At 68.1% G+C, this 13,016-nt stretch carries 14 protein-coding genes; 5 read left to right on the plus strand and 9 right to left on the minus strand.

All coding sequences use genetic code 11. The features are described from left to right. The first annotated feature begins 45 nt into the window (after window positions 1-45). On the plus strand, window positions 46-741 hold the full coding sequence (locus QXK92_RS14340) for a PE family protein (RefSeq protein WP_306242244.1): 696 nt from the start codon (window positions 46-48) through the stop codon (window positions 739-741). A 12-nt stretch (window positions 742-753) separates the two neighbouring features. On the opposite strand, the gene mftG is transcribed toward QXK92_RS14340, so the two are convergent. From mftG to mftA, 7 genes are all read right to left on the minus strand, one after another. Next, window positions 754-2,187: a mycofactocin system GMC family oxidoreductase MftG gene (gene mftG, locus QXK92_RS14345; RefSeq protein ID WP_306242245.1), complete on the minus strand. Its 1,434-nt coding sequence runs from the start codon at window positions 2,185-2,187 to the stop codon at window positions 754-756. An 8-nt stretch (window positions 2,188-2,195) separates the two neighbouring features. Continuing rightward, window positions 2,196-3,614, minus strand: coding sequence for a mycofactocin biosynthesis glycosyltransferase MftF (gene mftF / locus QXK92_RS14350; protein ID WP_371934557.1), 1,419 nt, complete (start codon window positions 3,612-3,614; stop codon window positions 2,196-2,198). Between the two features lie 8 nt (window positions 3,615-3,622). Further along, window positions 3,623-4,351 (minus strand): mycofactocin biosynthesis peptidyl-dipeptidase MftE, encoded by a 729-nt coding sequence (mftE, locus tag QXK92_RS14355; RefSeq protein ID WP_306242247.1) that lies wholly within the window; start codon window positions 4,349-4,351, stop codon window positions 3,623-3,625. Between the two features lie 219 nt (window positions 4,352-4,570). Beyond that, a complete protein-coding gene (mftD, locus tag QXK92_RS14360; RefSeq protein ID WP_306242248.1) occupies window positions 4,571-5,746 on the minus strand; it encodes a pre-mycofactocin synthase MftD in 1,176 nt (391 codons plus the stop codon). A gap of 2 nt (window positions 5,747-5,748) precedes the next feature. After that, on the minus strand, window positions 5,749-6,942 hold the full coding sequence (gene mftC, locus QXK92_RS14365; RefSeq protein WP_306242249.1) for a mycofactocin radical SAM maturase: 1,194 nt from the start codon (window positions 6,940-6,942) through the stop codon (window positions 5,749-5,751). Then, complete coding sequence (mftB, locus tag QXK92_RS14370; RefSeq protein WP_306242250.1) at window positions 6,939-7,262, minus strand: mycofactocin biosynthesis chaperone MftB; 324 nt, start codon at window positions 7,260-7,262, stop codon at window positions 6,939-6,941. The genes mftC and mftB overlap by 4 nt, the downstream gene beginning before the upstream one ends. Beyond that, window positions 7,247-7,336, minus strand: a complete 90-nt coding sequence (gene mftA, locus QXK92_RS14375; RefSeq protein WP_036352637.1) for a mycofactocin precursor MftA — start codon at window positions 7,334-7,336, stop codon at window positions 7,247-7,249. Before mftA ends, mftB begins: the two co-directional genes overlap by 16 nt. A 110-nt stretch (window positions 7,337-7,446) precedes the next feature. On the opposite strand from mftA, the gene mftR reads away from it, so the two are divergent. The 4 genes from mftR to QXK92_RS14395 all read left to right on the plus strand — a co-directional run bounded on the left by mftR (window position 7,447) and on the right by QXK92_RS14395 (window position 10,943). Continuing rightward, the gene (gene mftR / locus QXK92_RS14380; protein WP_306244434.1) at window positions 7,447-8,040 is read left to right on the plus strand and encodes a mycofactocin system transcriptional regulator; all 594 of its coding nucleotides are present in this window, start codon (window positions 7,447-7,449) and stop codon (window positions 8,038-8,040) included. Next, a complete protein-coding gene (locus tag QXK92_RS14385) occupies window positions 8,037-9,086 on the plus strand; it encodes a DUF2332 domain-containing protein (RefSeq protein ID WP_306242251.1) in 1,050 nt (349 codons plus the stop codon). Before mftR ends, QXK92_RS14385 begins: the two co-directional genes overlap by 4 nt. Window positions 9,087-9,153: 67 nt before the next feature. Then, entirely contained in the window at window positions 9,154-9,693 is a 540-nt protein-coding gene (locus QXK92_RS14390) for an RNA polymerase sigma factor (protein ID WP_306242252.1), read from the plus strand. Beyond that, window positions 9,690-10,943, plus strand: a complete 1,254-nt coding sequence (locus tag QXK92_RS14395) for a VOC family protein (protein ID WP_306242253.1) — start codon at window positions 9,690-9,692, stop codon at window positions 10,941-10,943. Before QXK92_RS14390 ends, QXK92_RS14395 begins: the two co-directional genes overlap by 4 nt. Here the strand turns inward: QXK92_RS14395 and QXK92_RS14400 are convergent. Beyond that, window positions 10,940-12,121 (minus strand): NAD(P)/FAD-dependent oxidoreductase, encoded by a 1,182-nt coding sequence (locus tag QXK92_RS14400; RefSeq protein ID WP_306242254.1) that lies wholly within the window; start codon window positions 12,119-12,121, stop codon window positions 10,940-10,942. The genes QXK92_RS14395 and QXK92_RS14400 overlap by 4 nt on opposite strands. Before the next feature lie 25 nt (window positions 12,122-12,146). Continuing rightward, window positions 12,147-12,965 carry a mycofactocin-coupled SDR family oxidoreductase gene (locus QXK92_RS14405; RefSeq protein WP_306242255.1) on the minus strand — a complete coding sequence of 273 codons (819 nt, stop codon included), beginning with the start codon at window positions 12,963-12,965 and terminating at the stop codon, window positions 12,147-12,149. Window positions 12,966-13,016: the final 51 nt, after the last annotated feature.

Below are 13,016 nucleotides of genomic sequence, written 5' to 3' on the forward strand. Positions count from 1 at the left end.
TCGTAACGGGCGTCGAACACGATCCATCCTTGGCTGGGGGGCCATATGTCGTATGTAATCGCTGCGCCGGAGTACGTGGCCGCGGCAGCAACGGATCTGGCGAACATCGGCTCAGCGATCAGTGACGCCAACGCCGCGGCCGTACTTCCCACCACGGGTGCGTTCCTCCCCGCGGGCACCGACGCGGTGTCGACGGAACTCGCGGCGCTGTTCGGTGCACACGCCGAGGCTTTCCAGGCGCTCAGCGCGCAGGCGGCGGCCTTTCACGACCAGTTCGTGCAGCTGATGAATCTGGGCTCCCAGTCCTACGCGGTCACCGAGGCGGCGAACGTGTCGGCCGTTCAGACCGAGGCCGTCAACGTGCCGCAGCAGACGCTCGGACGCTCGGTCCTGAGCGACAGTGTCCATGCGGTGCCGGCGGCCGCGGTGGCGGCGCAGACGATGGCCATCGGTTCGGCGGCAGCAGCCGCACCGGTGAGCTCGGCGATGGCGCCGGCGGTAACCCCGGTGGGATCGGTGGGGGCGGCAGTAGCGGCGGGGGCGGTGCGCCCGGCGGGTCCGGCGACCCGTCCAGCCTCGCCGGCCGTGAGCCACGCACAGCCCGTCGACATCGAGGAGACGGCGACGGTGTCGGCACTGCCGGCGCCGCTGGCCGCACGGGCGGTACCGGCAGCCGCGCTGACGCCCGCTCCGGTGGCTCGCGTGCAGGAAGCCGGGGAAGCCGCCCCGGCGTCGAGCTGATCGGGCACCCGCTCACCGGACGAAGTCGGCCGCGCGGTGGCCGAGCATGACGATGGTGGCGTGCGGTCCGCGACTGGGGATCACCGGCAAGATCGATCCGTCTATTACCCAGAGGTTTTCGAAACCCATTACACGACACTTGTTGTCCACCACTGCATCCTGATCACCTACTGCACCCATCGGAGCACTGCCACACAGATGTTGTGATGTCGACCAGACCGCAGGACCTGTTGCGCTGCCGCAGAATTCACGAGCCAGCTCGCTTCCGGCACGCAGGTCCGCGACGTCGTCCGGCTCACTGTCATAGCGATGCTCGATGCGCGGCGGCGTGTCGGGATCCGCAGACATCAGGGAGATACGCCCCCGCGATCGGGGGCGCATCAGCGCCACACCGATGTGCGGCCAATCCTTATGTCCGGCAGTGCCATCGCCGGTCATAGCTACGAATCCCCCTGTGTATGGCCGTATCTCGATGCCATCGGCGGTGCTGAGCACCACCTCCAGCACCGGATGGTCCGACGCCACTTCCCAGCTGGTCGGCATCACCCATTCCGGATGATCGCTGCACCGCAACCCAACCGGAAGTGCCGCAGCAACTTTCACGCCGACGGTGCGCAGCATTGTGGGATCGCCGATGCCCGAGAGCATCAAAAGATGTGCTGATCGAATTGCGCCTGCGCTCAGTATGATTCGGTCTGCCGTGAGCTCCACCGGGCCATCCGGCCCCACCGCCTGCACACCTAGGGCGGTGGCGCCGTCCAGGCGGAGCCGCATCACCCGGGTTCGGGCGAGCAGCCTCAGATTGGGGCGCTGCAGCGCGGGCAACAGGAATGCCGCCCCGGAGCCGGTACGGACTCCCTCGACGATGTTGAGCGGCACGGCGCCCACCCCCGCGGGCAGTTCGGGTCCGACGTCGTTGAGGTCGGTGACCCAGCTGAAGCCTGCCCGGCTGCTGGCGGCGACAAAGGCTTCGGTGACGCCGGTCAGGTCGCGCGTGCGACGCACCGGGATCCGACCGGTAGCGCCGTGCGCGGGGGTGGCGAAGTCGAGATCGGTCTCGATGGCCCGGAAGTGGTCGAGCACGTCGGCCCATGCCCATCCGGGGATCGCCATGCGCTCGAAGTCGCCCGGCAACCCCCGGCAGAAGTAGCCGCCGTTGACGGCGCCGGACCCTCCGACAGTGCTGCCGCGCACCAACGACACCTGCCGGGCGGGATGGTCGGTGAGCGTGCTGAGGTAACGCTCGGCCAACGGGCTGCCGGCACCGATCGGCAGCTGCAGACCGTTGCGGGTTCGCGCCAGCAGGTCGGCGTCGGCCAGTCCGGGACCTGCTTCCAGCACCGTGACAGTGCGGCTGGGATCGACGGAAAGGCGTTCGGCGACAACCGAACCGGCACTCCCGGCACCGACGATCAGCACATCGCTGTGCGGGGCGGCTGCGGACAAGGTGGCGGTTACGTCCGGATCTGTGGCTTGAGCGCGCCGATGTTGCGTTCGCGCAGCACTCCGTACCACAGGCCGATTCCGTAGGCCAGGTCGTCGATGCGCTTGAGCAGCAGGAAGGTCAGCAATCCGATCGGTTCGGCGTCCTCGCCGACGGCGTCCCGGCGGCGCAACCAGTCGGCCACCCCGTCCACGATCGCCGCGACCACCACGACGTGCCGGCAGTGCCGTGACAGCATCGCCGCCAGCAGGGCCACCGGCCAGTAGTGCCGGCAGATCGCCGATGCCAATTGCAGCGCCGCCGACCACAGTCCCCGGGTGGCGATCACGACCACGTCCCACAGGGAGGTCTCGACGGGTGAGTCGGCACCACGCAGGGCCTTGGCGATCCGGCGGCCGGTGAGGACGGCTATGACGACCGAGGCCAGTTGGGCCAGGCCGGTTCCGAGCGACATGAGGATCCAGGCCGTCAACGCCCAACCGGAGATCACCACCGGAGCGGTCTTGTCGGGATGCCGTACCGACAACGGCGCCGCCGAGCCCCCGTAGAACGCCTTGCGCGCGATCCAGTCCCGCAACTCGGTCCGGTGGTCGTGGGCAACCAGCGCGATGGGTTCGTACCGTAACCGGGCGCCGGCTTCGACCAGTCGCCAGCACAGGTCGACATCCTCGCCGGAGTGCATGGTCTCGTCGAACCCGCCGACCCCCCGGATCGCGGACGTCCGGCACACGATCGCCGCGCTGGGAACATAGGACACCGCGCTGTGCGGCAACACCGGCGCCTCGCGCAGACCCAGATCCAGTGACGAGTGCACCGCCTCGTAGCGGGCGATCACGTTCTCATCCTGCGCCAGGCCGACGATGCGGGGCGCCACCAGTGCAACCGTGGGATCACAGAAGTGGCCGAGCAGCGCTTCGAGCCAGCCGCGGCGTGGTGCCACATCGGAATCCAGGAACGCGACGAAATCAGTGGTGCACGCCGCCAGACCGGTGTTCCGGGCCGCCGCCGGACCCTTGTTGCGCACGTGGTGCAGCACCTCGATGTCGCAATGCGCTCCGGCGAAGTCTTCCAGTTCGATCGGGGTCGCAGACCCGTCGTCCACCACGATGACCCGCAGCCCACGCAGTGAGGCGACCAGCCGCCGGACGCCGGTTATGTTGTCCCGCACCGGGATAACGACCGTGACATCGCGGTGGGACGGGCCGGTGGCCGGGCGCGGGTGGGCCACCGTGGCGTCCAGCAGGGTGCGGGCCAGCTGGGCGCTGACCTCGTCGCGAACCTTCAGACGGCCGTCGCAGAGCATGCCCTGAGCGGCAGGCGCCAGCCGCAGCAGGCGGGTCGGCGAACCACCGAGCAGAGCCTTGCCGTCGCCGAGCACCCGCACGCGACGATCGACCTGCACGGCGAATCCATCCGGAAGCCGGGTCATCGGCGCGGTCACGTCAACATCCCGTCCGCACCAGGGGCCCACCGGTCGATGCGCCGGACACAGTCGTCGACCATCTCGGCGAAGATCCGCTTCCCCTCGGCCGCGGTGGCCGTGGTCGGATCCCCCAGCACTCCGATGCGACTGACCGCGGCGACCCCGCCCCGTTGCATGGACGGCAACAACTCGCGCAGCGGCGCTTCGTTTCCGGCGAGCATGCGGTCGGTGTGCACGGCGCCCGGCGAGATGTGGAGCAACACGGAGGTTTCGGTGTGGCCGGCATGCGCATCGCCGCCAGCGCAGGCGCAGGCGCACCAACCGGCATCGCGGCCCTCGGCACGCAACCGGCCGACCGCCGTCCGCAACGCACTGACGTTGCCACCGTGACCGTTGACGAACACCAGCCGCTGGGCCCAGCAGGTGGCCGACCTTCCGTACTCCAGCAACAGCATGGTCAAGGCGTCGGTGCCGATCGAAATCGTTCCGGCGAAACTCTGGTGCTCACCGCTGGCGCCGTAAGCGATCGCGGGAGCCAACAGCCAGTCGAGACACTCACCCACGGCGCGGGCGACAGCCGCGGCGATCCGAGTGTCGGTGTCCAAAGGCAGGTGCGGACCATGCTGTTCGGTAGCCCCTAGCGGAATCAATATTGACGGCGATGCGGATATGGATAGTTGGCTCGACGTCGAATCCCCCAGTTCGCCGTGTACAGGCACCCGCCGATGGTAAGACGAATTCACCTGGCGTGCACCGATTGTTGCCCTATCTATCGATTTTTTTTTCCGCGATGTTGATCGATAGGCGAAATCGCTGCTCGTTTGCCACGACTGCAACGCCAGCACCAGATTCGGGCAACTGACCATTCCCGGGGCGCCGTCTCTGTGGTAGAGCGCAGCGCACGGAAAAGGCGGCTTCGCAATACGGCCAGACAATGCGTAATCCGGCCGATTACGGCGCGGTCAGCGCACGCCCAACTCCCGGGTGAACCCGGACGGGATCAAGATGTCGTCGGCGGTGAGGTCATGAATGGAGGAATGCCCGAGGCCCATCAGCGCGGAGTCGATACCGCCGCGCAGGATGTCTAGCACGTTCTCGACGCCGGCCTGGCCGGCCGCCGCCAGACCCCACAGGTAGGCCCGCCCGATCATCACCGCTCGGGCGCCCAGCGCCACGGCCTTGACGACATCACTCCCCCGGCGGATGCCGCCGTCGAGCAGCACCTCGACCTGGTCGCCGACGGCCTCGGCCACAGCGGGCAGCGCGCGGATCGACGCGGGCGTGCCGTCCAGGTTGTTGCCGCCGTGGTTGGAGACCGAAATCGCCGAAACACCGGCGTCCACCGCTCTTTTGGCGTCGTCGACGCGCATCACGCCTTTGAGCATGAAGGGACCGCCCCACAGTTCCCGCAGCCAGGCGATGTCCTCCCAGGTGGGCGGGGGTGTGCCCATCCATTCGCCGTACGCGGCGAAGAACGGTGGGCCCGGCTCGCCGCGGCGGCCCTGGTTGGGCACCCGCAGGTCCGGCGGCCGCATGGTCTTGCCGAAGTTCCACAGCCAGCGCGGTTTCGTGATCGCCTCCGGCGACAGCTTCAGGATGGTCTTCAGGTTCATCTCTTCGGGGATCTTGGGGCTGCCCCAATCACGCCCGTGCGAGAACGTCCAGTCGGTGGTGACGATCAATCCGACCGCACCCGCCGCCCGCGCCCGCTCCGCGCGCTCGGCGATCGCGTCCCGGCCGCCGAGCCAGTAGATCTGGAAGAAGATCTTGGGATTGGCGGCCACCACCTCCTCGATCGGCTTGCTGGCAAACGAGGACAGCCCCATTGCCGTGCCCCGGGCCGCGGCGGCGCGCGCGACGGCGACCTCGCCGTCCGGATCGACCGCTTGCACGCCGGTCGGTGAAATAAGCACCGGCATCGAAATGTCCTGGCCCATAACCGTGGTGGAGAGGTCGCGTTTCGCGCTCGCCCCGATTACGTGCGGGGCGAATCCGAGTTCACTGAATGCCGCCACATTGTCGGCAACAGTCACGCCTTTTTCGCTGGCGGAAATAAGCGACGAATAGACGGATTTCGGCAGCCGTCGCTTAGCGCGTTGTTGGGCAATCGCGACGGTTTCAAACCATTGGTCTGCCATGGTTATACGGGGCTTTCATTGCACAGCCGCGATGGCGGCCTCATGGACAGGGTCAACGGCACCGGGGCGCTGAGCCGCTTGCCGCGGGAGTGGTCGACGCGCGGCCGTGGCGTCTCACGCTCGGCTTCCAGCGCCGGCGCACCGTGGCCCTGTACGCACTCCGGGTCCGGGCCGTCCAGCGGCAGGCCGGTGAAGAACTTGGCAGCCATGCAGCCGCCGCGGCAGCTGTCGTAGTGCCCGCAACTGCCGCACGCTCCGGCGGACTGCGGCTCGCGCAGCTCCCGGAACAGTGGGGCGTTCTTCCAGACGTTTTCGAAACCCGTCCCAAACCCTGAGTCGGACAACACGTTTCCGGCCAGGAAGCGGTCATGGATGGCGAACGGGCAGGCGTACACGTCGCCCACCGGGTCGATGAGGCACACCACCCGACCGGCACCGCACATGTTCAGCCCGGCCAGCGCGCCCGGCGAGCCCAGCGGTGCCAGATGGAAGAAGGAGTCGCCGGTCAGCACCCCCTCGCCCTTGGCCACCAGCCAGTCGTACAGTTGCACCTGCTGGTCGGAGGTGGGGTGCAGGTCCTCCCAGACGTCAGCGCCCCGCCCCGACGGCCGCAGTCGCGTGATGCGCAAGGTGGCACCGTAACGGCTTGCCAGCTCGGCAAACTCGTCGAGCTGATCGACATTGTGCCGGGTCACCACCACCGAGATCTTCGCGTCGCGGAACCCGGCGGCGGCGAGATTCTCCAGCGCCCGCACCGCCATGGCGAACGAGCCCGGACCCCGGACGGCGTCGTTGACTTCAGCAGTGGCGCCGTCCAGAGATATCTGGACATCCACGTAGTCGCTGGCCGCCAGCCGCGCCGCCACCTCCGGGGTGATGCGCACCCCGTTGGTGGAGAACTTCACCCCGACGTGGTGTTCGGTGGCGTAATCCACCAGCTCCCAAAAGTCCGGCCGCACAGTGGGTTCGCCGCCGCCGATGTTCACATAGAACACCTGCATGCGTTCGAGCTCGTCGATGATGTCCTTGCACTGACGGGTGGACAGCTCACCCGGGTCGCGCTTGCCTGACGAGGACAGGCAGTGCACGCACGCCAGGTTGCAGGCGTACGTCAGCTCCCAGGTCAGGCAGATCGGCGCGTCGAGCCCGCGCTCGAACTGCTCGATCAGTGCGGGGACTCTGGCTGCGGTGGTCATTGTGCCTCCCGGGGTACCAACATGGTCGAACGGGCCAGCACGTCCAGTGCGTGCAGGTACGGGCCCTGGTCGGGGTCGTCAACTCCGGCGGCACGGCACGCGGACCGCACGTCCGGGTGGTCGGCCAGTGACCGCACCACGGTCAGAATGGTGCGGTTCTTCAGGAACGACAGTTTGCGGGTGCCGAAGTGATACAGCAGCGCCCCAAAGGGTTCCGGCCGGATCGCCACCTGCGGATGCAGGCGCCAGCCAGTGTCCGGGTCGAACTGCGCGCTCTCCCGGGCCGGCGCGGGCGCGGCCACCGTCAGTAGACCCCGCACATGCCGTCGATGGAAACCTCTTCCACCAGCGTCTCGGTGACGAGTTCGGTCTCAGTCTGGTTTTCGTTGTCCATGACGATTGCCTTTCATCGAAGGGGTTCGACAATGATGGGTGGTGCCGGTCACAATCACGATCGTGGGTCAGAATATGGCATCGAGTGCCGAAATGGAAGGGCAGGGTCTGATGCTGCAGGGAACGCGAGTGGGCAGGCGCCGCTCGACGACACCGCTGCACATCACCGACGTCGCGATCGACCTGTTCGCCGCGCGCGGATTTGCCGAAGTCAGCGTCGACGACGTCGCCCATGCCGCCGGGATCGCACGCCGGACCCTGTTCCGCTACTACGCCTCCAAGAACGCGATCCCGTGGGGCGACTTCGACGCCCACCTCGAACAGCTGCAGGAACTGCTCGATGGCGTGGATCCACAGGTGCCGTTACGCGAGGCGTTGCGGGGGGCGCTGCTCGCGTTCAACACCTTCGACGAATGCGAGTCGGTCCGCCATCGCCAGCGCATGCGGGTGATCCTGGAAACTGCTGAACTGCAAGCATATTCGATGACAATGTATGCCGGTTGGCGGGAAGTGATCGCCGGCTTCGTGGCGCGCAGGTCGGGTGCCAGAGCGACGGACCTGATGCCGCAGACCGTCGCCTGGACGATGCTCGGGGTCGCGTTGAGTGCCTACGAACACTGGCTGCGGGACGAATCGGTTTCGCTGCCGCAGGCCCTCGGGAACGCGTTCGACGTGGTCGGCGCGGGCCTGGACTCACTCGAGTGAGCAACTCCGAACACCTGCTGCACACCCTGCGGTCGCAGGGCAGATTCTGCGCGCGATCCGGTTCGGCGATGTACGGCGAACTCTTCGACCTGGTGGCCGGCGACGTCGAAAGCGGCGGAGTGTTCGCGACGATCCTGGCCGGCCACGAGGACGCCTCATCGGGTCAGGCGGTGCCACTGCGGTTGCTCGGCGGGTTGCACCGGATGGTGCTCGACGGCCGGGCAGGGCAGTTGCAACGCTGGTATCCCAGTGCGGGCGGAAGCTGGGACGCGCAGCGGGCCTGGCCCGAGATCTTGCTCGTCGCGGCTGAGCGAGCCGAGGAATTGCGTGCGGCGCTGCAGCACCCGCCGCAGACCAACGAGGTGGGCCGCTCAGCGGTGCTGATCGGCGGCCTGCTGCACCTCAACGGCGAGTCACGGCTTCCGATAAGGCTTTTCGAGATCGGCACCAGCGCGGGACTCAATCTGCGCGCCGACCATTACCACTACCGGTATGCCGGCAACCGCTGGGGACCGTCCGACTCTCCGGTGCTCATCGACGACGCCTGGCACGGCCAGCTTCCCCCTGGTGGCCCGCTGCAGATCGTCGAGCGGCGCGGGTACGACATCGCGCCTATCGACGTGACCGAATCCGGCGGGGAGCTGACCGTGCTGAGCTATGTGTGGCCCGACCAGCACGCCCGGTTGAAACGGTTGCGCGGCGCCATCGCGGTGGCCCGCCAGGTACCGGCCCAGGTGGAACGCCGGACGGCGGCCGACGCCGTCACCGGGCTCACCCTCGCCGACGGAGCGCTGACCGTGCTGTGGCACTCGATCGTCTGGCAGTACCTCTCCCCGGACGAACGCGCGACGGTGCGGGCCGGAATCGATGCGCTGGCGGCGCAGGCCGACACGCGCAGACCGTTGGCGCACCTGACACTCGAGCCGGCGCGCCAGGGTCCGGAGGGCACGCTGAAGTTCCTGGTGCGGGCCACCACATGGCCGGATGGCGAGGAACGGGTGCTGGCCGAGTGCCACGCCCACGGCGCACCGGTGCACTGGCAGTGATGGCAGTGCGGAAAAAATCTTCGGTCAGCCCGTCGGAGTTCGGTCCGCCACAACGACGTATAAGGATGTGAGCGCCCAACAGCACCGCCAGCGCGACGCCGCGAGCGCGCTGCTGGAGTTGTACGACGAGGCGCTGCCGGTGGTCTTCGGGTACTTTCTTCGCCGCTGCGGCGATCGCGGAACCGCGGAGGATCTGACCTCGGAGACCTTTCTGTCCGGGCTGCAAACAGCGCGCGCCGCGGCACGTGACGGTGACCCGCCGCCGATCGCCATGCCGTGGCTGATGGGGGTGGCGCGGCACAAACTGGCCGACCACTATCGGCGCCGGCGTGACCCGGTGCCGGTCGCCGATCCGGCGGAGCCGCTGGAGTCAGCCGCGGTGAACAGCGGGGACTGGGACGCCGAACTGGACAGGTTGGTCGCCGAGAGCGTGCTGAGCAGGCTGAGCGACTCACATCGCGCGGTGCTCGTCCTGCGCTACATGGACGACTGCAGCGTCGGCGAATGCGCCGCACTGCTCGGGCGCACCGTGCACGCCACCGAGGCGCTGCTGGTTCGCGCCAAGAAGGCGTTCCGCAAAGAGTATCCGGAAGGGGGCACGTCATGAGTCAGCGCGATCCGCTCGACGTGCTGCACACCGAAGACCTTCCGGTGCAACCCGATCCGGGCTTCGCCGCGCGGCTGCGCAGACGGCTGGAGTCCGCACTGTCACTACCCGAAGGAGTTCTGATGAGTGGCACCACCACAACCGTTTCCGGATTGAACCAAGACTCCGCCGCGCCGCCTCGTCCGGCCGCACTCCCCTACCTGAGCGTGCGGGACGCCCGCGCCGCGATCGATTGGTACGCCGCGGCATTCGGCGCCGTGCTGGTCGGTGAAGCAATCGTGATGGACGACGGGCGGATCGGGCACGCCGAACTCGAAATTGGCGACGGTGTGCTGTACCTGGCCGACGAGTATCCCGAGTTGGGCCTGCGGGGTCCCGCGCCGGGAGCGGTGTCGGTCAGCCTGATGCTGCATGTCGGCGACACCGATGCGGCGTTGCGGCGCGCTCGCGAGCACGGCGCGACGGTGCAGCGGGAGATCTATGAAGGCCACGGCGCGCGCAACGCGACCATCGTCGACCCGTTCGGCCACCGCTGGATGCTGAGCGGACCGATGAGCACCCCCGGTATCAGGCAGGGTGACCTCGGCTTCATCTCGCTGTCGGTTCCCGACGTCGAGCGCGCCGCTGCCTTCTACTCCCACGTGCTGGGGTGGACCGTCGACGCCGCCTCGCACCGGGTGACCAACACCGAGTTGCCAACCGACATCCGCGCCGGCGCCGCGCCGGGCTTGTTCTGCTGCTACGCCGTCACCGACCTGGCGGGCGCGCGCGAGGCGATCACCGGCGCGGGCGGCAGCGTCGGCGAAACCCGTCGCACCGAGCACGGCACCACCCTGGACGCCACCGACCCGCAGGGCGCGTCTTTCGCGGTGTACGAGCCGGTCGCGGGCCGGGAACGCCCGGCGCTCAACGGATCTGGCCCTGGCGAGCTCTCCTACGTGACCTACGACGTGACCGACTCCGCCGGCTTCCGCGACTTCTACGGGCGGGTGCTGGGCTGGACATTCGAGCCGGGCCGCGTCGCCGACGGATGGCAGGTGCAGGACGCCCATCCGATGTCGGGCGCGGCGGGCGGCAGTCCGCGACGCGTCACGGTGCCGATGTGGACCGTGGACGACATCGACTCGGCGGTGGCCCGGGTGCGCGAAGCCGGCGGCACCGTGCTGGACGAACCGTCACGTCAGCCCTACGGCCTGTCTGCCGAATGCACCGACGACCAGGGTTCCCGGTTCTATCTGGGGCAGTTCTAACCCTCTGCGCCCAACATCTCCGAAATCGGCACCGCTGCGGCCACTTTGGCCCGCACCTTCATCACCTTGCCGGGCAACCCGCCACCGACAACTCCGACCAGGGCGCCGTCGCGTTCGTAGTACGCCAGGAACTTGCGGCCGTCGTCCTCGACGATGTGCACGGTGTCGTCGGCTTCGGGCTCGCCGAGGCACTGGATCTTGACGTCGTACTGGTCGCTCCAGAAGTACGGAACCACGACCGCCGAGGGCACCTCGCGGCCCAGCAGTGCGGGCACCACGACCCGGGTCTGGTCGGCCACGTTGCTCCAATGTTCCACGCGCACTTGGTGTCCCGCGGCATCAAGCCAGGAGGCGACGTCACCGAGCGCCCAAACGTGCGGCGCGCTGGTACGCCCGGCCTCGTCACAGACGACGCCGTTGTCGACCTCGATACCGCTGCCTTCGAGCCAGCTCGTGGCCGGGTGCGAGCCGATGCCGACCACCACCAGGTCGGCCGGCAGTTCCGTGCCGTCGGTGAGGACCACAGTCTGGACATGGCCGTCGCCGCGGACCTCGGCCACCCCGACGCCGGTGCGCACGTCGACGCCCTCGTCCCGGTGCAACCGGGTGACCAGCGCGCCGATCTGCTCGCCGAGCACCGACGCCAGCGGTGTCGGCTGCGGTTCCACCAGGACCACGTCCACACCGAGACCACGCAGGCTGGCCGCCACCTCGCAGCCGATGAAGCCCGCACCGATCACCACCGCCTTCTTGGCGGAGGACGCGTGGCTGCGCAACGCCATGCACTCGTCGAAGGAACGCAGCACCCGGATGCCCTCCAGGTCCGGAAGGCTCGGGATCCGCCGTGGCACCAGACCGGTAGCGATGACGAGTTCGTCGTAACCCAACGAGGTTCCGTCAGCCAGCGTCACCGTCTGTGCCGCGGTGTCGACACCGGTGGCCGCTTGGCCCAGACGCAGGGTGATGTCCTTCTCGTCGTACCACTCGCGTGGCTTGAGGGCCGTGTCGTCGATCTCGCTGCGCAACACCTCTTTGGACAGCGGCGGCCGGTCGTAGGGCAGGTGCACCTCGTCGCTGACGATGGTGACGGGGCCGGCGTACTCCGCGCGGCGTAGTTGCTCGGCAGTCCGGGCGGCAGCCAGCCCGCCGCCGACGATCACGATTCCGTGTGTGCTCACGTGGAGTTCATAGCACGGACGACAATCAGTACTTCAACGCGCCCTTGTCGACCGGGATCTGAGTGCCGGACAGGGTGCCCGACCCGTCACCGGCCAACCAGACGACGACGTCGGATACCTCGTCGGGTGACATAAAACCCTTGTACTGCATGGGCATTGGCGGGAAGGCGTGCACGAATCGGGGATGCTTGGCGAACACCTGCATCATCGCCTCGGGCTCGATCATCGGGGTGTCGACCGAATACGGGTGGATGGAGTTCACCCTGATGCCGTATTCGCCCAGTTCGAGCGCCAAGGTATTGGTCAGGGCGGTCAGGCCGAACTTGCTTGCCGCGTAGTGGCCGTTGCCGGGCGTCGCCTTGAGGCCGGCGGCGGAACTGACCACCACGATCGAGCCGCCGTTGCCGGCCTCGATGATGGCGGGGATGGTGGCCCGCAGGGTGCGCCAGGTGCCGGTCAGGTTGACTCCGATGACGGTGTCCCACTGCTCGTCGGTGAGTTCCCAGACCCGGCCCCAGCCCAGCACCCCGGCGTTGGCGACCACGATGTCGAGGCGGCCGAACTGTTCGACCCCGTCGGCCACCAACTGGCGCACCGCCGCGTCGTCGCGCACATCGACCTGGCGGGCCAGCACTTTGCGACCTTCGGCCTCGACCGCGCGGACGGTCTCGGCAAGATCCTCCGGCGTCGCCGGCGGGTAGGTCAGGGTGCCTGACACCGGCCCGCAGATGTCGGAGGCGATGATGTCGGCCCCCTCCCGGGCGAGCCGGATCGCATGCGAACGTCCCTGGGCACGCGCGGCTCCGGTGATGAAAGCCACCCGCCCTTGAAGTGAATCAGCCACTGGTCCCCTTTCGCCGCTTGCCAGGCTAGCAGCGAAACTGAAACGTGTTCT

The sequence above is a fragment of the Mycobacterium sp. TY815 genome, from assembly GCF_030755135.1.
Lineage (GTDB): Bacteria > Actinomycetota > Actinomycetes > Mycobacteriales > Mycobacteriaceae > Mycobacterium.